Source organism: Erythrobacter sp. (genome assembly GCA_019739335.1).
Taxonomy (GTDB): Bacteria; Pseudomonadota; Alphaproteobacteria; order Sphingomonadales; family Sphingomonadaceae; genus Alteraurantiacibacter.
On sequence record CP073261.1, the window covers coordinates 1,562,989 to 1,582,585 of the forward strand.

The window sequence follows — 19,597 nt, forward strand, 5'->3', positions numbered from 1 at the left end:
ACCGGATTTTTCTGGCTGCCGCAGTTTGACAAGCGAATTAGGGCGCGCGGCGTTCCCCGGCAAGGGTTGTGCTATGGCGCGATCACCGCGCCCTCACTGCGCGGGTCGGCGGCGCCGATCCAGCGACCGTCGCGGAACTCTACGGCATTGGCCTTGAGCGGCAGTTCGCGCGCGGAAACGGTGTGGCCCAGCGCGGTGAGCGCTTCGGCGAGCCCGGGGAGCGCATTGTCCGCTTCCAGCGTCACCGTGTCACCTGGCGCGAAGACGATTGGCATGGCGATCGCTTCCTGCGCTGTGAGATCGAAATCGATGTAGCCGACCAGTGCCTTGGCTACCTGCACCGGAATGGTCGATCCGCCCGCCGCACCGATGGAGAGCACCGCGCGGCCCTCGGCATCGTAAACGATGGTGGGGGCCATCGAGCTGCGCGGGCGCTTGCCGCCTTCGACCCGATTCGCCACGGCCACGCCGCCGCGTTCGGGTACGAAGCTGAAATCGGTCAGCTCGTTGTTGAGATAGAAGCCCCCGAACATCAGGCCGGAGCCGAACGGCCCTTCAATGGTGGAAGTCCACGAAACCACATTGCCTTCGTCATCCGCCACCGAGAAATGGCTGGTGCCGTTGTCCACCGGTTCGTCGCCATCGGGCGGGGCGAGCGCGAGACCCGAGGGAGTCCCGGCGGCAACGCTGGCCATGCGCGAATCGGCGCTGATGAGCATGCTGCGCTGCGCGAGATAGGCGGGATCGGTCAGCCCGGCGGGAACTTGGACGAAGGCGGGATCGGCGAGATAGGCCTCGCGATCGGCATAGGCGAGCCGCTGGCTTTCGGCGAACAGGTGCCAGGTGACGGGAGACTGCGCGCCGAGCGCGGCAATGTCGAACCGTTCAAGCTGGCCGAGGATCGCCAGCACCGTCGTCGCGCCGGAAGAGGGCGGGCCCATGCTGCAAATCAGGTATTCGCGATAAGGGCCGCAGATTCCTGGGCGCTCAACGGCGGCGTAATTGTGAAGGTCGGCGGTGCGCATTCCGGCATTGCCGGGGGTGGCGGAGCTGACCGTGAGGGCGAGTACCTCGGCATTGTCCCGATAAAGCCAGTCCGGCCCGCGCGTGGCGATAGCTTGCAGAGTTTCGGCGAGCTGCGGATTGGTGATGCGGGTGCCGACAGGCAGGACATTGCCCGACTCGTCATAGAATAGCGCCTGCCCCCCGGCATCGCTTGCTGCGCGTTCGCGAAACCGCTCGGCAAAATCGGCGCCGCGTTCGGAAAGCGTCCAGCCGTCGCGCGCCAGTGCGATGGCTGGCTGGAACAGCGCTTCCCACGTTAAGCTGCCATGCCGCCGGTGCGCTTCGGCGGCCAGCGCCACATTGCCGGGAACGCCCACCGAGCGTCCGCTCAGTACCGCCTCTCGATAGCCCAATGGTTCGCCACTCTCATCGAGAAACCAGTCCGCTCCCGCTTCCGCAGGAGCAGTTTCGCGCCCGTCCAAAGTTGCGAGCGAACCGGTCGCATCGGAATGAAGGAAAAACCCGCCGCCACCGATGCCCGAACTTTGCGGTTCAACCACTGTCAGCGCCAGCATCACCGCAATCGCTGCATCGGTCGCGCTGCCGCCCTGTCGCAGAATTTCGGCTCCGGCTGCCGCGGCGCGCGGGTCTGCCGCGCTGACAACGCCGGAAACGGACGATTGAACCGATTGTGCGACCGGTTCGGGAGCAATTGTCTGGCATCCGGCCAGCAAAACGAGCGCAAACGGGGCGAAAATGGCACGCAAGATAGTCATGGGGGGACTGCTATTCGCTTCCCACCGCATCCGCAATCGTGGCGAACCCGTCACGCGCCATCAGCGCCTCCAGCCCCCGCGTCACCTCGCGGGCGATGCCGGGGCCGCGATAGGTCATCGCGCTGTAGAGCTGGACGAGGCTTGCTCCCGCGCGAATCCGCTCCCACGCGTCCTCCGACGTGGCGATCCCGCCGACGCCGACCAGCGGGATCGCACCACCCGTGGCCTTGCGGAAATCACGCAGTCTTTCCAGTGCCTTAGCCTTCAATGGCGCGCCCGAAAGGCCGCCCGTCTCTTCGCGCTGGGCGGATTTCAGTGGCGGCCGGTCGATCGTGGTGTTGGAGACGATCAGCGCCCCCAGCCCCTTTCCGACAGCGATCCGCGCAATCGAGTCCACGTCGGCCGGCTCCAGATCGGGCGCGACCTTGAGGAACACCGGCGGCCCCTCCGCCCCGCGCGCCGCCAGCACGGCATCGAGCAGGCCTGCCAAGGCCCCCTCATCCTGCAAGGCCCGCAATCCCGGCGTGTTGGGGCTGGAAATGTTGACCGCCAGATAGCTCGCCAGCGGAGCCATCACCTCTGCCATCAATGCGTAGTCGGCGATCCGGTCATCACTATCCTTGTTCGCGCCGATGTTGATGCCGAGCACGCCCGGCCTGCCCGCGCGCGCCCTGATCCGCGCATGGGCAAGCTCTGCCCCGCCATTGTTGAACCCCATCCGGTTGATGACGGCAGCATCTTCGGTCAGCCGGAACAGCCGGGGCTTGGGATTGCCCGCCTGCGGCAGCGGCGTGATCGAGCCGACTTCGACATGGCCGAAGCCGAGGCCGAGCAGCGCATCTGGCACCTCGGCATCCTTGTCGAACCCGGCTGCCATGCCGAGCGGGTTGGGAAAGTGCAGCCCCGCCACTTCGATGGCCAGCGCTCCACCCGGCGGCACCGGTTTGCCCGCAGGCGAGGCCTTCAATCCCACGATCGCAAGTCGATGTGCGCGTTCGGGATCGAGCGTGAACAGGGCTGGGCGCAGCAGGCGGTAAATCATGCCCTTCCTTGGCAGCAGCCGAGGCTTGCACGCAACGAAAAGCACACAAATTCCGTCAGATTTGCTTTTCCGGCCATTCCTGTCGCCTTTCTACAAGCAATTGTCACACGACTCGCTTAGACGACCCCTGCGACCCGAAGGGCTCGAAGCGCCAGGCGTGACGAGTTCTCCACTTAGAGGGGCGGTAACCGGCAACGGTTGCCGCCCCCTTTTTTCGCCCGCCCTTTCCTCGCCCGCCGCTTTCACCTAGGCTAAAGGTATCATGTGAAAGGATATTCGATGAAGTTCCCCCTGCTTTGCTCCGCGGCCCTTGCCTCTGCCCTGCTCGCTCTGGGGGCCTGCACGGCAGCATCGGGCGAATCGGGCGCGGCTACCCCATCCGCCAGCGCCCCGGCACAGGCTCCGTCTGATATTGGCACTTTCTTCGAGCAGTACGATGCCGCCAGCCTCGCCCTTTCGCCGCAGAGCAAGGCCTATCGCGGGATTCGCGACGAGGATTACGGCCTGTGGGACGACGCCAGCGCCGAGGCAGATGAAGCCCAGCAAGCGTTGCGCGATCAGTATCTCGCGCAGATGCGCAGCGGATATGATCTCTCTGCGCTCACCGGGCAGGACGCACTGTCCTACCGCCTGTTCGAAGCCAGTGCCGCGCGCTCCGCGTCGCTCGAACCCTATCGCGAATATGGCTTCATTTTCGACCAGATGAACGGCGAGCAGAGCGGAATCCCTGCCTTCCTCATCAATACGCACACGGTCACGAGTGCATCGGATGCGCGGGCCTATGTGTCGCGGATCGAGGGCATCGGCCCGCTGATGGACACGCTGATCGCACGGTCGGCCGAGCGTGCCGGGAACGGCGTAATGCCGCCCGACTGGGTCTATCCCTACGTCCTGTCAGACATCCAGAACCTGCTCGATGCCGGGATGGACAACGCAGTGCTGGAAGACTTCCGCAGCGAAGTCGCCGCGCTCGATCTGTCCGAAGACGAGAGCGGCAGCCTGATCACTGCGGCCGAAGCCGCCTGGGCCTCCTCCGCCGTGCCCGCCTACCAGCGCCTGCGCGGCGAAATGCTCCGCCAGCAGGCGATGGCGCCCACCGAGGACGGGATCTGGCGCTTCCCGCAGGGCGCGCAGTACTACGATGCGCTGCTTGCCTATTATACCACCACCGATCTGACGGCGGACGAAATCCACGCCATCGGGCTCAACGAAGTCGAGCGTATCCACGGGGAAATGCGCGCGATTATGGCGCAGGTCGGGTTCGAGGGCGATCTGCAGGCCTTCTTCGAATTTACCCGCAGCGATCCGCAATTCTACCACACCAGCCGCGAGGACTATCTGGCGGAGGTGGATACCGTACTGGACGCCGTGACCGCGCGGTTGCCCGACTATTTCATCACCCTGCCGCAATACGAATTGCAGGTGAAAGCGGTGGAAGCCTTCCGCGAACAAAGCGCCGGGAAGGCCTTCTACCAGAGCCCCGCACCCGACGGATCGCGCCCCGGCACCTATTACGTTAACCTGTACAATCTCAACGACATGAGCCGCAACGAACTGGAAGCACTCGCCTATCACGAAGGGCTGCCAGGCCACCACATGCAGCGCGCGATCCAGACCGGGCTGGGCGACTTGCCGCCGTTCCGCCGGTTCGGCGGCTTCACCGCCTATACCGAGGGCTGGGGCCTCTATTCGGAGGAGCTCGGCAAGGACATGGGCTTCTACACCGATCCCTATTCCGATTTCGGGCGCCTGCAGATGGAACTGTGGCGCGCGGCGCGGCTGGTGGTGGATACCGGCATCCATTCCAAGCGCTGGAGCCGCGAGGAAGCGATTGCCTACCTGGCCGAGAATACTCCCAACCCGCCCGGCGACATCGAAAAGGCGATCGAGCGCTACATCGTCTATCCGGGGCAAGCGACGGCTTACATGATCGGCAAGCTGAAGATCATGGAACTGCGCGAACGGGCGCGGACGGCGCTGGGCGATGATTTCGATATCCGCGAATTCCACGAGGTGGTGCTGGTCAATGGCCCTGTTCCGCTCGATATTCTCGAAGAGCAGGTTGACGCGTGGATTGCGGAGCAGGATTGAAAAGGCACGTTCCGGGCGGCGCAGCTGACCGCAAGGCCGACTGGCCGCCCGCAGCGGGCGCAGCTTTGCTGCGCGCATAGCGAGGATGAAGCCGCGGAGGCGGCTTCACAAACAAGAATGCTAACGACTCGCAACAGTCGGTTTCGGCTTGATTCCGCGCTGATCCTGCATAGGTGGCTAATCAGAACGATTTGGTCCGATTTAAGCTATGCGCCAGAAATGAGACTGTCAAACCTCGCCGATTACGCCGTCGTCACCATGTGTGCGGCTGCCCGCCATTGTGGCGGCGGGCGGACCTCTGCGGCCGAGCTGGCGGCGGAAACCGGCCTGCCGGTGCCTACGGTGCAGAAGGTCGTCAGCAAGCTGACCGCCGCCGGGCTGCTGCGCTCGACGCGGGGCGCGGGCGGCGGGTTGCAGCTGGCGCGTCCGGCGGCGGCGATCAGCGTGGCGGATATAGTCGAAGCCGTTGAAGGGCCGATCGCGCTCACCGCCTGCGTCGACGGGCATGATTGCGTGGTCGATCACAATTGCAGCGTCAAACCGCACTGGCCGCTGGTCAATGCGGCCCTGCGCGGAGCGCTGGCGAATATCTCGCTCGTCCAGCTCTCGCGCGCCCCCATCAAAGAGCCGGAAGTGGCATGACCGATCAGATTGAACTTACAGACCGCCCTGAAACCGACAGGGACGCGCGCGAAGCCGCCGCCAAGGCCGCCGATTACGAACACGGCTGGTCCTCCGAAATCGAAACAGAGTTCGCGGAGAAGGGTCTCACCGAGGACACCGTCCGCTTCATTTCGGCCAAGAAGAACGAGCCCGAATGGATGCTCGACTGGCGGCTGAAGGCCTTCCGCCTGTGGCAGACGATGGAGGAGCCGGACTGGGCCAAGGTCGGCTATCCCAGGATCGATTATCAGGACGCCTTCTACTACGCCGAACCGAAGAAGAAGCCGACGCTGGGTTCGCTCGATGAACTCGATCCCGAAATCAAGGCGATCTACGACAAGCTTGGCATCCCGATTGCCGAGCAGGAAGTGCTTGCGGGTGTCGAAGGCGCGCGCAAGGTGGCGGTGGATGCGGTGTTCGACTCTGTCAGCGTCGCCACCACCTTCCGCGCCGAGCTGGAGAAGGCGGGGGTGATCTTCCGTAGCATTTCGGAGGCGATCCGCGAATACCCCGAACTGGTGAAGAAGTGGCTCGGCAAGGTGGTGCCGCAGCACGACAATTTCTTCGCCACATTGAACTGCGCGGTCTTTTCGGACGGCACCTTCGTCTACATTCCCGAAGGCGTCCGCTGCCCGATGGAGCTCTCCACCTATTTCCGCATCAATGCCGAGAATACCGGCCAGTTCGAACGCACGCTGATCATTGCCGAAAAGGGCAGCTATGTCAGCTACCTCGAAGGCTGCACCGCGCCGATGCGCGACGAGAACCAGCTCCACGCCGCCGTGGTGGAACTGGTGGCGCTCGAAGATGCCGAGATCAAGTATTCTACCGTGCAGAACTGGTATCCCGGCAACGCCGAGGGTGTTGGCGGGATCTACAATTTCGTCACCAAGCGCGGGCTGTGCCAGGGCGCGCGGAGCAAGATTTCGTGGACGCAGGTGGAAACCGGCTCTGCGGTGACGTGGAAATATCCCAGCTGCGTGCTCAATGGCGAGGATTCGGTGGGCGAGTTCTACTCGGTTGCCGTCACCAACAATTACCAGCAGGCCGATACCGGCACCAAGATGATCCACAACGGGCGCGGCAGCCGCTCGACGATCATTTCCAAGGGCATTTCTGCGGGCAAATCAAACAACACCTATCGCGGGCTGGTGCGCGTGGGCGCGAACGCGGACAATGTGCGCAACTTCACCCAGTGCGATTCGCTGCTGCTCGGCGCGGAATGCGGCGCGCACACTGTGCCATATATCGAAGTGAAGAACCCCACCGCGCAGATCGAGCACGAGGCGACGACCTCGAAGATCTCCGACGACCAGCTGTTCTACGCGATGCAGCGCGGGCTGGCGCAGGAGGAAGCGGTGGCGCTGATCGTCAACGGCTTCGCCAAGGAAGTGCTGAAGGAACTGCCGATGGAATTCGCGGTGGAAGCGCAGAAGCTGCTGGCGATTTCGCTTGAGGGGAGCGTGGGGTGATGAAGCTTTTGCTGCTTGCTAGCTTGGTGGCATTCGCCACGCCTGTTGAGGCCCAAGAGTCAGAGTTTCGGAGTGCGGAGACAAATGCATCCCTCCAAGCATATCACGACTGCACCTCACAAAACGCCTTGCGTCTGGAGCCCGCGAATGAGCCAATCGAGGCAACATGGGAAGTCATCGACGCAATGTGCGCCGAGGAAAAGCTATCGTTCAATATGAATATTTTGGGCGATGCACAGCGGGCATTTCCTGAAAGAAGCACCGAGGATATCGTGGAAATTGCAGCTTGGTTCCGGGAGCGATATTCCGGAATGGTTGAGGATGACGTGAAAGCTCAGATGTTCGAAGCACGGGCAGCACGGAATTCCGGACGAAGCGAATGACCACCCGCAAAACCCTCGCCCTCCCCGATCCCTCGGACCAACCCACCGAAGCCCCCGCGCTCAAGAAGAAGGGGCGCGGGTGGGAGATTTCCGATTCGCGGCTCGATGCGCTGCATGAGCGGGCGCGGGAGATGCGGCGCTATTCGTCCGAGGCGCACAAGGCGCTCCACGAACGGTTCGCCAAGGCGGATTTCGGGCGCTACGCCTTCACCCGCCACGCGGTGGTGGGCAGTGCGATTGTCGACTTCAACTGCCACAATCTCGGCATGGCGATCGTGATCGACGAGCCGGAGCAGGACGATGCGCTGGCAAAGCGCCGCGACAAGAGCCTCGAATCGGTGGGCATCCGGGTGATGCGGCTGAAGGCCGAGGATATCCTTGAAAACATGGACGACGTGCTCGCCCGCATCACCGCCGGAATGCGCATGCGCATCGCCGACAAGGGTGTCGCGCGCCGCGAGCACAATGCCAACCATCCCCGCCAGACCACGCCGCGCAACGATCGCGACGGCAATGGCCCACCGCGCCGGCCCACGGGCCGCGACAGGAAAGACTGATGCTGAAAATCACTGACCTTCACGCCACCATCGGCGAAACACAAATCCTCAACGGCCTCACGCTCGAAGTGGGCGCGGGGGAAATCCATGCGATCATGGGCCCGAACGGCGCGGGCAAGTCGACGCTAGCCTATGTGCTCGGCGGGCGGCCCGGATACGAAGTGACCGGCGGCTCGGTCGAATTCATGGGGCAGGACCTGCTCGCGCTCGAACCGCACGAACGCGCGGCGGCGGGGTTCTTCCTCGGCTTCCAGTATCCGGTCGAGATTCCCGGCGTGTCCAACGTCCAGTTCCTGCGCGAAGCGCTCAATTCGCAGCGCAAGGCGCGCGGCGAAGCGCCGCTTTCGGGCGGCGATTTCCTCCGGCTCGCCAAGGAAAAGGCGGCGCTGCTCAGGCTCGACATGGACATGATGAAGCGCAACGTGAACGTCGGCTTTTCGGGCGGCGAGAAGAAGCGCAACGAGATGGTGCAGATGGGCATTCTCGATCCCATGTTCGCCGTGCTCGACGAGACCGACAGCGGGCTGGATATCGACGCGCTCAAGGTGGTGGGTGAAGGGATCAATGCGATCATGCGCAAGCCCGAAAAGGGCGTGCTCCTGATCACGCACTACCAGCGCCTGCTCGACTATGTGCAGCCCGACTTCGTCCACATCCTCGCCAAGGGCCGGATCGTGAAGACTGGTGGTGCCGATCTCGCGCGCCAGCTGGAGGCCGAGGGCTATGACGAGGTGATGGCGGCATGACAGCGCTTCCGACCACCCGCGAGGAAAGCTGGCGCTACGCCGACGTGGCCGCGATCGAGCGGCTGGGCGTGGCGGCGCTCGATGCTTGGAAAGAGATCGCGCTCGCTCCCGGCGAGACCCGCCGCCACTGCATGGTGGTAGGCGGGAATGCACCCGAACTGCACCGCATCCGCCTGAACGTGGCTGAAGGCGCGCGGGCGGAACTGTTCGTGGTGATCGCGGGCGAGGATTACACCCGCGTCGAAGTCGAGGTCGAACTGGGCGCAGGCGCGCATTTCGAATTTGGCGGCGTCACCATCGGCGGCGGGGACGCGGTGCGCGAGATCGTTACCCGCACCCGCCACGATGCGCTGGCCGCGACCAGCAACCAGGTGGTCCGCGCGGTCCACTGGGGACAGGCGAGCGGCAATTTCCTCGGCGCGATCCATGTTGGGCGCGGCGGTCAGCAGACCGATGCGGCGCAGGATTTCAAGGCGCTGATCCTCGAACGCGGAGCTTCGGCCAATGCCAAGCCCGAACTGGAAATCTTCGCCGACGACGTGAAATGCGCCCACGGCGCGACGGTCGGCCAGCTTGATGAGGCGGCAAGCTATTACATGGCCAGCCGTGGCCTTGCGCCCGATGTAGCCCGCGCCCTGCTGATCCGTGCCTTCATCGCCGATGCCTTTGCCGCGCTGGATGATGAGAGCGAAGCCGAGCGGCTGCTGGCAGCGGCGCTTGATGTGTTGGGGGATGTGGCGTGAGTGAAGTGCAAACTTCTCCCCTCCCGCTGGCGGGAGGGGCCGGGGGTGGGCCTGTAACGCGGGCGGTGGTCGTTCCCACCCCTAACCCCTCCCGCCAGCGGGAGGGGGACTGGAAAGCCGACTTCCCCGGCCTCGTGACCGCTTCTGGCAAACGCTGGCACTATCTCGATAGCGCCGCGACAGCGCAGAAGCCGCAAGTGGTGATCGACGCTCTGACCCGCGCGGTCGGCGTCGATTACGCCACCGTGCATCGCGGGGTTTACTCTCGTTCGGCGGAAATGACGCTCGGCTACGAAGAGGCGCGGCGCAAGGTCGCGCGGTTCATCGGCGGCGCGGAAAGCGAGCTGGTGTTCACGCGCGGCGCGACCGAGGCGATCAATCTTGTCGCCTACAGCTTTCCTGACAAGGGCCGGGTGCTGCTGTCCGAACTGGAGCACCATTCGAACATCGTCCCTTGGCAGCTCGCCGGGTGGCAGGTCGATGTCTGCCCGCTTACCGCCGACGGGCGAATCGATCTCGACGCCGCCGAAGCGATGCTGACGCGCGAGCACACGATGGTCTCTTTCGCGCATGTCTCCAACGTGCTCGGCTCGGTACTCGACGCGAAGCGCGCGGCCGATCTCGCCCACGCCGTTGGTGCGAAGCTGCTGCTCGACGGCTGCCAGGCGGTGCCGCGCCTGCCCGTGGATGTCGCGGCGCTCGATTGCGATTTCTACGCCTTTTCGGCACACAAGCTCTACGCCCCCACCGGCATCGGTGCGCTGTGGGGTCGGGCGGAACTGCTCGATATGATGCCGCCGTGGCAGGGCGGCGGGGCGATGATCGACACGGTCACGTTCGAACGCGCCACCTATGCCCCGCCGCCGCAGCGGTTCGAGGCCGGGACGCCCGCGATTGTCGAGGCGATCGCCTTTGGTGCGGCCTGCGATTATGTTTCCGCCGTGGGGCTGGACGCGATCCACGCGCACGAAGCGCGGCTGGTGGCGCAGACCCGCGAAGCCCTGCGGGCGATGAACGATGTCACCCTGTTCGGCCCGGAAGCCAGCGCCGGAATCGTCAGTTTCCTCATTGACGGGGTTCACCCGCACGATCTGGGCACCATATTGGACGAAGAGAATGTCGCCATCCGCGCCGGGCACCACTGTGCGCAGCCGCTGATGGCCAAGCTGGGCATTACCGCCACCGCGCGCGCCAGCTTCGGCATCTATTCGGACGAGGAAGACGTTGCCGCACTGTTGCGCGGGATTGAACGCACAAGAAGGATTTTCGGCTGATGGAACAGCACTCCGACGACATGACCACCAAGCCCCCGCGCGCCCGCGTTTCCGATGCGGAACTGCCGGAAGAAACGGCGCCTGAAAGCATGGGCGCGAAGCTGGAGCGCAAGCGCGACTATCTCGAAGGCTTTCTCTCGCAGAAGCCGATCGAGGTCAGCGCGGGCGAACCCGGCGGGGCGTTGTACGAAAGCGTGATCGAGGCGCTGAAGGATATCTACGATCCGGAAATCCCGGTGAACATCTACGATCTCGGCCTGATCTACAATGTCGAGGTGAGCAGCGATTCCGATGTCGTCGTCACCATGACGCTCACCACCCCGCATTGCCCGGTGGCCGAAACGATGCCTGGCGAAATCGAGATGCGGATCATGGGCCTGCCCGGCGTGCGTGATGCCGAAGTGGCAGTGACCTGGGATCCGGCCTGGGACCCGTCGAAGATGAGCGACGAAGCGCGGCTCGAACTGGGGATGTTGTGATGGCCGACACCAAGGTCCGCACCCTGCCCGCCGCTGTGTCGCTCACCCCGGCCGCCGAAGCGCGGGTGGCCGAGCTGATGGCGAAGGCGCCGGCCGATGCGATCGGCGTGAAGCTCTCGACCCCGCGCCGGGGCTGTTCGGGCCTCGCCTATTCGGTCGATTACGTGTCGGAAGAGGTAAAGTTCGACGAGAAGATCGTCACGCCCGGGGGCACCTTCTACATCGACGGGGCTTCGGTGCTGTACCTTGTGGGCAGCACGATGGACTGGGTTGAGGACGATTTCACCGCCGGATTCGTGTTCACCAATCCCAACGCCAAGGGCGCCTGTGGCTGCGGCGAGAGTTTTATGGTCTAGCGGAGCAGGCTCAGGCCTGCCCGCACTCCTCGGCGATGAAGTCCAGCAGCGCCCGGTCGTAGGTGTCGATCTTGCCGCTTAGCGCAATTTGCCGGTCGAGCCAGTCCTGCTCGCTCACGGTCACCGCTGCATCCTTCTGCACCTGTGTTTCGCGGCTTTCCGGCTTGCGCTGGCCGAACACCTTGCCGAAAGCATTCGGGGCAGTGGTCGCCATTGCGCCCATGAAGCGGCCAATGCTGACCGAATTGTCTGCCACGAACATTTCGAGTTCGAGCGTGCGCTCGCGACTCAACTGCGCGGTATCGCTGGCGAAACCCATCAGGTAGTTGCCCACCCCCTGCACGAACAGGCGCTGGAACTCGGGGGCATTGGCAGCGTGCTCGCTGGCATCCTTGATGCGGTACAGCATTTCGGCCTCGCGGCGGCTGACGGCTGCGGGGCGATCGCCGCCGGAGCCGAAGATCACCCGGCGGATCAGCTTGCATTCGGCATCGGTCACATAGGTGGCGGACAATTCGCCGCCGTTGCGGGTCGGGCCGGTGCCGGTCAGCACCGCGGCTTCGAGTACTTCGAGCACGAAGTCCTTCAACACGTCGGGCACATTGCCCGCCTTTTCGATCACGCGGGTAAGCAGTTCCAGCTCGGTCATCGAGCAGACCTTGCCGTCCGCCCTGACCTGCTCGATCAGCCAGCGCGCTTCTTCCTCGCTGGCGTAGCCGCGCGGTTCGCTGGCTTCGAGGACGTGGACCTGGAGGGCCTCGACGAAGAAATCGCTCCACTCCGCGCCCGGATTGGCAGTAGCCTGCTGCAAGGCAAACAGGCTCTCCGCTTCGGCGCGGGTCATCTTGCCGTCGGCCCAGCCGGCGCGGCGCAGGGCGAGGACTTCCTCTGGCGACACACCGCCATCGGCAGCGGCGGAACGGGCGATATCGGCGAAATGCATGCTCATGGCTTGGGTCTGTCCCCCTCGTTTGGCGGAGGATATGCCCCAACAGGCTTAAATTCGCGTTACCGCCCTGCTGGCCCCGTCACGATCCTGGCCGGGACAAAGCCTGGATACAGGCCAGCCGATCCACTTCCGCCCCGTCCGATGCGCGCCGCGCTTCGATCCAGGTTGCCTGCAGCGGGCCATTCGGCGCGAGCGGATAGAGGAAAATGTCGAGCACGCAGGCCTCGCTGGCGAATTGCAGCTTGCGCATATCGCCTTCGGCCACGTCGAGCCGGGGCTGGCCGAACCGGCGGGTGAGCGCACTCGCACCCTCGCGGATGATTCCGCCGAGTCCCGGTCCTTCCATGATCTGCGGCAGTCGAAAGCCCGCAACCGGCGCAGGCGGCGGCGGGCGCGTGGGTGGCACCTGCGTCTGCGTGACCGGGCGCGGCGGCGGGGGCGGCGCTTGCTGTTGCGGCGCGGTTGTGGCGCAGGCGGACAGCAAGCCGGCAGCAAGGAGGGGCGGGATCAGGCGCATGTCAGTCAGGCAGAACCTTGCGGTTGGAACGATGAACGAGATGGGTGGCACTCGCCGCGCCCAGCACCGGCGCGAGGAAATTGACGAAGGGCACTGCCAGCAGCGCCGCGATCACGCCGCCAAGGAGGAATCGCTCCCCTCGCCCGACCGGCGCGGCATGGTCCTTGTCCGCGCGGTGGCGCAGCCAGACCATGTCCTGCAATTCGCGGCCGACCAGCAATGCATTGACCAGCCAGAACACCGCGAAGGTGCCCACTCCGGTAAACAGCAGCACCAGCGCCACCGGCGCGGCGATCAGGTTGAACAGCAGCGCCCGTCCCCCGGCGCGCGCGGCATTGCGCAGTTCCTCGCCGAAGGAGAGATCGCGCGCGGTGCTCGCCTCGTCCGGATAGTGTCTGGCCTCGACGGCCTGCACCACTTCGTCGGCGAAGAACTGCACCACCACCATCGCCACGATCCGCCAGGTGAACCACAGTGCGATGAGGGTGAGCACAGCCGACAGCGCGCCACGCAGGCCATCGGCTCCGGCGAAGGAACCGTCTTCCAGCCCACCAGCCGCCAGCGCCCAGTCGAGCGCGTACCAGCCCACAAAGGCGACAATCACGAACACCAGCAGGGTCACCGCAATGCTCTTGAGCAGTATCCGCAGCACTGCCCAGTCGAACAATTGCCCGAAGCCCAAAGCCAGAGATGCGGGAACCGATGCCATCGTCGCTTGCGATTGCGCGGCCCTTCCGCCAAGTCAACGCCGACGCGGCGAAACCCGCCGTAAAAGCTTCAGGAGACTGCATGACTGCCCCCCGATACGACGTAATTGCCATCGGTAACGCCATTGTCGACGTGATGGCTCCCTCTTCGGACGAACTGGTTGAGGAACTGGGCCTGACAAAGGGTGGGATGCAGTTGATCGACGCCGACCAGGCGGAAGAGCTTTACGCGGCGATGGGCCCGGCGCGGGAGATTTCGGGTGGTTCGGCGGCGAATACGCTGGCGGGGCTTTCGGCGATGGGAGCGCAGTGCGCATTTGTTGGCCAGGTGGCGGATGACCAGCTCGGCAGCGTCTTCGCGCACGATATCCGCGCGGTGGGCATCGATTTCGACGTGCCCGCGCGCGAAGGCGAACCGCCGACCGCGCGTTGCCTGATCTTCGTCACCCCGGATGGCCAGCGGACGATGAACACCTTCCTCGGCGCGACGCAGTTCCTCCCCGCAGCCGCGCTTGACGAGAAGGCCGTCGCGGGCGCGAGCATTCTCTATCTCGAAGGCTACCTGTGGGATCCGGAAGAACCGCGCAAGGCAATGCGCGCGGCGATTGCGGCGGCACGCGCCGCGGGGCGAAAGGTTGCCTTCACGCTCTCGGACGCTTTCGTCATCAGCCGCCACGGCGACGATTTCCGTGACCTGATCGCCGAAGGGATGATCGACATCCTCTTCGCCAACGAAGTCGAACTCGCAGCGCTGACCGGGGCCGACAGCTTCGACGCCGGGCTCGATGCGCTGAGCGCCAAGGTGCCGGTGCTGGTCGCCACCCGCTCGGAAAAGGGCGCCACCTGCGTCACCGGTGGCACCCGCACCGATGTTGCCGCCGAGCCGATCGACAAGGTGGTCGACACCACCGGTGCGGGCGACCTGTTCGCGGCGGGCTTCCTGTTCGGCCACGTCCGCGGCGAGGAACCCGCCCGTTGCCTGAAGCGCGGCGCGATCGCAGCGGCGGAAATCATCTCGCACTATGGCGCAAGGCCCGAAGCCGATCTGGCGGCGTTGATGGCGGAGAAGCTGGAGGGTTGACACTGTAAATCCTCCCCGGCCCTTCGACAAGCTCAGGAGGGGAGGGGGACCATCCGCAGGATGGTGGAGGGGCTGCTCGAATCTGCGAGAGTCGGGAAGCCCCTCCACCCCGCGCTGCGCGCGCGGTCCCCCTCCCCTTGCTGGGGAGGATTTTTCTGATGCGGCGAAAGTTTACACGAAGTTGACACCAATATCGACGTTCGGCGGTGGCCACACTGGCCGGCGGATCGACAAAGTGAAAGAGCCTGCCGCCCCTCGCGAGAGGCGAAGCGCGGCGAGGCTAGGCTAGGCGCGCATCCGCCGTGTAGGAAAGAGCCTTGTCGAGCTTACACAGTCCAGTCCGGAGATTGTCTGGCAGATACTCGACTATCAACCCCTCTCCCATTTCGGGAGAGGGAGGGGCCCGCCGCGCAGCGGTGGGAGGGTGAGGGGGCGTTCAGGCGATGCACACAAGCGGCGGCTCGCGCCGCCGTCCCCTCTCCCTCCGCCGCTAACGCGGCAGGAACCCTCTCCCGCAAGGGGAGAGGGAACGGGTGGAGCGATAACCGCAGGTCGCGCTCCTTGGCTGGTGTGCTCCAAAGACCCTGCTGATGCTAAGCCTGTCGAAGCATCCGGTGCCACCTCCGCGTCAGTCCGTGGTCGAGCCCGCTATGATAGTAAGCCGCTCGATTGCTGGAATATGGATGCTAAACAGGAATACGCCCCACCATCCCATCCCTGCGGCGAAATAGTCTGACACTTCCAGCATCTGCGGGCTGCTCCAGTCGCGAATGTCGCTTTGAAGCGATGGCGGCAGGATGAAATCTGTGATTGCGTCGAATAGCTCCTGCACTTTGCCGGGTCGATCGTGCAAATTATAGGGCGGGCTTGAAAAGGCATAGGCGAACTGGCCGCCCAAACCGATTTCAGGGCATGGCGCCGCGCCGGAGACGATCTTGTATTGGTCGAGCACCTTCAGAGTCGGGTCTTGCAACTCTGTTCCACCAGCCGTGCGCCAGCTTCCCCGCTTCAGCAATTGCCGGCTGTCAAAGTCATACCATTCGCCAAAGAACTTCCGCTCCTTAATCCGGCGGTATCCCAGCGAGCGCAGCTTGTTCTGGTTGAAGTGTTTGGACCGCTGCAATGCGTGAGGGATCGCCTTCAGGACCTCTTCGTCGGTCCCCTTTGTTCCTTCGAAGACAGCGAAATCCAGGACGCCGCCGATCTTCCGGTAGCGATTGAATGCTGCGGGAAGTTCTTCAACGTGTCTCATCTAACCCCGCTCAATCTCCCGCCAGCCAATATCCCGCCGACAGAACCCGCCCGGAAACACCACCGCATCCACGCCCGTATAGGCCGCATCCCTAGCCGCAGCCACATCACGCCCCAAAGCCGTCACATCAAGCACATGCCCGCCACTCGTCACCAGCCCCGAGTGGAAGACCTTGAGGTCGACGCCCTGCTCTACGTCGGATAGATTGATCGTTACGCCCGCGCTTCCTCCACCCCCGCGCTGTTGTGCCGCAAAGCCGCAAGCACCGTTTCCACGATATGCGGCGCATTCAGCCGGGCGGCGTCGTACTGCTTCATCGGATCGTCGTGATCGAGGAACACATCCGGCAGGCGCATGGTGCGGATTTTCAGGCCGCCGGTGGCGCTGTCGGGATCGGTCAGGCCGAGGTCGCTGGCCATCGTCAGCACATGCGCGCCGAGCCCGCCGATGGCGGCTTCTTCCACCGTCACAAGCACTTCATGCGTAGCGCCGAGTTGGCGGATCAGCGCCTCGTCGAGCGGCTTGGCAAAGCGCATGTCGGCCACCGTAGTGGAAAGCCCCTTGGCCTCGAGCTGATCAGCGGCCTTCTGCGCTTCTTCCAGCCGGGTGCCGAGCGAAAGGATGGCCACCTTGCCGCCGCGCTCCGCAGAGCCACGCACCACCCGGCCCTTGCCGATCTCCAGCAGTTGCGGCTCTGCCGGCATCTCCACACCCACGCCGTTGCCGCGCGGATAGCGGAAGGCGATCGGGCCAGAGTCATGCTCGGCAGCGGTATAGGTCATGTGCATCAGCTCCGCCTCGTCGGCGGCGGCCATCACCACGAAATTGGGCAGGCTGGCGAGGTAGGTGAGATCGAAGCTGCCCGCGTGGGTCGCCCCGTCGGCCCCCACCAGTCCGGCGCGATCGATCGCAAAGCGGACCGGCAGGTTCTGGATCGCCACATCGTGGACCACCTGATCGTAGGCGCGCTGGAGGAAGGTGGAATAGATCGCGCAGAACGGCCGCATTCCCTGTGCAGCCAGCCCCGCCGCGAAAGTGACGCCGTGCTGTTCGGCAATGCCGACGTCGAAGGCGCGGGCCGGATGGGCATTGGCGAACTTGTCCACTCCGGTGCCGCTCGGCATGGCGGCCGTGATCGCGCAGATGCGCGGATCGGTGTCCGCCAGCCTGGCCAGCGTTTCCCCGAATACGTTCTGGTAGGCGGGCGGCCCGGCTTTGGACTTGGCCTTTTCCCCGGTGATCACGTCGAATTTGGGCACGCCGTGGTACTTGTCGGCGCTGTCCTCGGCCGGGGCGTAGCCCTTGCCCTTGGTGGTAACGACGTGGACGAGGATCGGCCCCTGCTCGCTGTCGCGCACGTTTTCCAGAATCGGCACCAGGTGATCGAGATTGTGCCCGTCGATCGGGCCGACGTAGTAGAAGCCCAGTTCCTCGAACAGCGTCCCGCCGGTGACCATGCCGCGGGTGTATTCCTCCGCCTTGTGCAGCGAATTGTGCACCCGGCGGCTGATCTTGTTCGCCACCCGGCTGGCGAGCGAGCGCAGGCCGAGATATTCGCTGGAGGAGACCATGCGGGCGAGATAGGCCGACAGGCCGCCCACCGGCGGGGCGATCGACATGTCGTTGTCGTTGAGGATCACGATCAGCCGATTGCCCGCCGCTTCGGCATTGTTCATCGCTTCGTAGGCCATGCCCGCGCTCATCGCGCCGTCGCCGATCACCGCGATGGCCTTGCCCGGCCGGTCGTTCAGCTTGTTCGCGACGGCAAAGCCGATCCCCGCCGAAATCGAGGTGGAGGAATGCGCCGCGCCGAACGGATCGTATTCGCTTTCGCTGCGCTTGGTGAAGCCCGAAAGCCCGCCACCCTGCCGCAAGGTCCGAATCCGGCTCCGCCGTCCTGTGAGGATCTTGTGCGGATAGGCCTGGTGGCCGACATCCCAGATCAGCCGGTCGGTCGGAGTGTTAAAAATGTAATGCAGCGCCACGGTCAGCTCGACCACGCCCAGCCCTGAACCGAGATGCCCACCGGTGGAGCCGACCGCATCGATCATTTCGGTGCGCAATTCGTCGGCCAGCTGGCGCAATTGCTCGGGCTTGAGCTGGCGGAGGTCGGCGGGAACATCGACAGTGTCGAGCAATGGGGTCAAAGGACGTGTTGAAGTCATCGTGCGGTCTTACACGGCAAAATCTCGCCTGTCGATGAACGCTTTACCTATAGAGATGCACGCTTCGTCGCGGGCTAGCCGGTGCAATCGCGACAAAGGCCGCGCAGTTCCACAACCGGGCTGACGTTGGTGTAGCCCGCCTTTTGTCCAGCCTCGCGCAGGGCGCCGGTCAGCTTGTCGTCGTCGAAATGATCGGCCTGGCCGCAATCGTCGCAGATCAGGAAGATGCAATCATGGTGACAACCGGGATGGCTGTTGGCGAGATAGGCGTTGGCGCTCTCGATCCGGTTGGCGAGATTGGTCCGCACGAACAGGTCGAGAATGCGATAGACAGAGTTCGCCGCCACCCGCTTGCCGCGCGCCTTGCCGACATCCTCGGCAATGTCATAGGCGCTGGCGGGCCGCTCCCGCGCGGCAAGGGCGCGGAAAACGTCTTCGCGCATGGCCGTCCATTGCTCACCCGCGCCGGTGAGCGCGGCGGAGGCTTCGGCGATCAGCTTGTCGCCAGAATGCTCGTGATGGTTATGATGGCTGGCCATTGGGCCTACATAGGAGCGCGCGGGCCAAACGGCAATCAGCCGGTCCGGAATCGGGCGCGCCAGAGGCCGGGGAAATTCGCCTGCAAGGCCTCGACCTTGGGCGCGTCCCAGCGGCGGATGTAGCCGCTGTTGGGATTGTTCAGCAGATAATCCTGATGATAGGCCTCAGCCTCGTAGAACCGCTGGTGGTTCTCGATCCGCACGACAATGGGATCGTCCCACACGCCCGATGTCCCCATCTGTCGGACATAGGCCTGCGCCACGGCACGCTGTTCGGCATTCATCGGCACGATGGCGGCGCGATACTGGGTACCGCGATCCGGCCCCTGCCGGTTGAGCGAGGTGGGATCGGCGCCGACCGAAAACAGGATCTGCAAGAGCTGGTCGTAACGCACCACCGAGGGATCGTAGGTCACGCGTACCGCTTCTGCGTGGCGAGTGAACCCGCCGGACACGCGCTCATAGGTGGCATTGGCTTCGGTATCGCCATGATAGCCCGAAACCGCGCTGGTCACCCCGCGGGTGTGGCTGAAAATGGCCTCGATCCCCCAGAAACAACCGCCTGCAAAAATCGCCGTCTGCAGTCCGCTTTCATCCGCCTGCCGCGTCGCCACCGGAGCGTCGAAAACCTCGGCGGAGGCGGGCAGCGAGCAGGCAAGGGTACCGGCACCAAGAGCCAGGGCCAGGAAAACGGACTTCAATCGCATCAGGTTCCTCCGAGTTGCGGCAGGATATTCGCTACGAGGATAGTAGCAGTTACGCCGAAACCCAGAAAGAAGGAGCGGAAAAGTTCGGAGTTG

21 protein-coding genes are annotated in these 19,597 nt (G+C 64.4%); 11 read left to right on the plus strand and 10 right to left on the minus strand.

Annotated features, from left to right (window positions below):
- Positions 1–71 precede the first annotated feature (71 nt).
- Entirely contained in the window at positions 72–1,811 is a 1,740-nt protein-coding gene (gene ggt, locus JY451_07790; GenBank protein QZH76634.1) for a gamma-glutamyltransferase, read from the minus strand.
- Positions 1,792–2,823 carry a quinone-dependent dihydroorotate dehydrogenase gene (locus tag JY451_07795; GenBank protein QZH76424.1) on the minus strand — a complete coding sequence of 344 codons (1,032 nt, stop codon included), beginning with the start codon at positions 2,821–2,823 and terminating at the stop codon, positions 1,792–1,794. The genes ggt and JY451_07795 overlap by 20 nt, the downstream gene beginning before the upstream one ends.
- A gap of 279 nt (positions 2,824–3,102) precedes the next feature.
- Between JY451_07795 and JY451_07800 the strand changes: the two genes are divergently transcribed.
- The 10 genes from JY451_07800 (at position 3,103) to JY451_07845 (ending at position 11,587) form a co-directional block, all read left to right on the plus strand.
- A complete protein-coding gene (locus JY451_07800) occupies positions 3,103–4,914 on the plus strand; it encodes a DUF885 domain-containing protein (GenBank protein QZH76425.1) in 1,812 nt (603 codons plus the stop codon).
- A gap of 219 nt (positions 4,915–5,133) precedes the next feature.
- Positions 5,134–5,556: an SUF system Fe-S cluster assembly regulator gene (locus JY451_07805; protein QZH76426.1), complete on the plus strand. Its 423-nt coding sequence runs from the start codon at positions 5,134–5,136 to the stop codon at positions 5,554–5,556.
- Positions 5,553–7,049: a Fe-S cluster assembly protein SufB gene (gene sufB / locus JY451_07810; GenBank protein QZH76427.1), complete on the plus strand. Its 1,497-nt coding sequence runs from the start codon at positions 5,553–5,555 to the stop codon at positions 7,047–7,049. The genes JY451_07805 and sufB overlap by 4 nt, the downstream gene beginning before the upstream one ends.
- Positions 7,049–7,432, plus strand: coding sequence for a hypothetical protein (locus JY451_07815; protein ID QZH76428.1), 384 nt, complete (start codon positions 7,049–7,051; stop codon positions 7,430–7,432). Before sufB ends, JY451_07815 begins: the two co-directional genes overlap by 1 nt.
- The gene (locus JY451_07820) at positions 7,429–7,989 is read left to right on the plus strand and encodes a DUF559 domain-containing protein (protein ID QZH76429.1); all 561 of its coding nucleotides are present in this window, start codon (positions 7,429–7,431) and stop codon (positions 7,987–7,989) included. Before JY451_07815 ends, JY451_07820 begins: the two co-directional genes overlap by 4 nt.
- The gene (gene sufC / locus JY451_07825; GenBank protein ID QZH76430.1) at positions 7,989–8,735 is read left to right on the plus strand and encodes a Fe-S cluster assembly ATPase SufC; all 747 of its coding nucleotides are present in this window, start codon (positions 7,989–7,991) and stop codon (positions 8,733–8,735) included. Before JY451_07820 ends, sufC begins: the two co-directional genes overlap by 1 nt.
- Positions 8,732–9,478 (plus strand): SufD family Fe-S cluster assembly protein, encoded by a 747-nt coding sequence (locus JY451_07830; GenBank protein QZH76431.1) that lies wholly within the window; start codon positions 8,732–8,734, stop codon positions 9,476–9,478. Before sufC ends, JY451_07830 begins: the two co-directional genes overlap by 4 nt.
- Before the next feature lie 65 nt (positions 9,479–9,543).
- The gene (locus tag JY451_07835; protein ID QZH76636.1) at positions 9,544–10,752 is read left to right on the plus strand and encodes a cysteine desulfurase; all 1,209 of its coding nucleotides are present in this window, start codon (positions 9,544–9,546) and stop codon (positions 10,750–10,752) included.
- Positions 10,753–10,772: 20 nt separating this feature from the next.
- Positions 10,773–11,231, plus strand: a complete 459-nt coding sequence (locus JY451_07840) for an SUF system Fe-S cluster assembly protein (GenBank protein QZH76635.1) — start codon at positions 10,773–10,775, stop codon at positions 11,229–11,231.
- Positions 11,231–11,587, plus strand: coding sequence for an iron-sulfur cluster assembly accessory protein (locus JY451_07845; GenBank protein ID QZH76432.1), 357 nt, complete (start codon positions 11,231–11,233; stop codon positions 11,585–11,587). Before JY451_07840 ends, JY451_07845 begins: the two co-directional genes overlap by 1 nt.
- A 10-nt stretch (positions 11,588–11,597) precedes the next feature.
- Here the strand turns inward: JY451_07845 and JY451_07850 are convergent, their stop codons facing one another.
- The 3 genes from JY451_07850 to JY451_07860 all read right to left on the minus strand — a co-directional run bounded on the left by JY451_07850 (position 11,598) and on the right by JY451_07860 (position 13,762).
- On the minus strand, positions 11,598–12,536 hold the full coding sequence (locus tag JY451_07850) for a hypothetical protein (protein QZH76433.1): 939 nt from the start codon (positions 12,534–12,536) through the stop codon (positions 11,598–11,600).
- Between the two features lie 79 nt (positions 12,537–12,615).
- Entirely contained in the window at positions 12,616–13,053 is a 438-nt protein-coding gene (locus tag JY451_07855; protein ID QZH76434.1) for a hypothetical protein, read from the minus strand.
- A 1-nt stretch (position 13,054) separates the two neighbouring features.
- Positions 13,055–13,762: an EI24 domain-containing protein gene (locus JY451_07860; protein ID QZH76435.1), complete on the minus strand. Its 708-nt coding sequence runs from the start codon at positions 13,760–13,762 to the stop codon at positions 13,055–13,057.
- An 80-nt stretch (positions 13,763–13,842) separates the two neighbouring features.
- On the opposite strand from JY451_07860, the gene JY451_07865 reads away from it, so the two are divergent.
- Complete coding sequence (locus JY451_07865) at positions 13,843–14,841, plus strand: adenosine kinase (GenBank protein QZH76436.1); 999 nt, start codon at positions 13,843–13,845, stop codon at positions 14,839–14,841.
- A gap of 628 nt (positions 14,842–15,469) precedes the next feature.
- Here JY451_07865 and JY451_07870 read toward each other — a convergent pair.
- From JY451_07870 to msrA, 5 genes are all read right to left on the minus strand, one after another.
- Positions 15,470–16,093 carry a hypothetical protein gene (locus JY451_07870; protein ID QZH76437.1) on the minus strand — a complete coding sequence of 208 codons (624 nt, stop codon included), beginning with the start codon at positions 16,091–16,093 and terminating at the stop codon, positions 15,470–15,472.
- A complete protein-coding gene (locus JY451_07875) occupies positions 16,094–16,303 on the minus strand; it encodes a hypothetical protein (protein ID QZH76637.1) in 210 nt (69 codons plus the stop codon).
- A 2-nt stretch (positions 16,304–16,305) separates the two neighbouring features.
- Positions 16,306–18,258, minus strand: coding sequence for a 1-deoxy-D-xylulose-5-phosphate synthase (locus JY451_07880; protein ID QZH76438.1), 1,953 nt, complete (start codon positions 18,256–18,258; stop codon positions 16,306–16,308).
- Between the two features lie 74 nt (positions 18,259–18,332).
- Positions 18,333–18,797 carry a transcriptional repressor gene (locus tag JY451_07885; GenBank protein ID QZH76439.1) on the minus strand — a complete coding sequence of 155 codons (465 nt, stop codon included), beginning with the start codon at positions 18,795–18,797 and terminating at the stop codon, positions 18,333–18,335.
- A 35-nt stretch (positions 18,798–18,832) separates the two neighbouring features.
- Entirely contained in the window at positions 18,833–19,504 is a 672-nt protein-coding gene (msrA, locus tag JY451_07890) for a peptide-methionine (S)-S-oxide reductase MsrA (protein ID QZH76440.1), read from the minus strand.
- Positions 19,505–19,597: the final 93 nt, after the last annotated feature.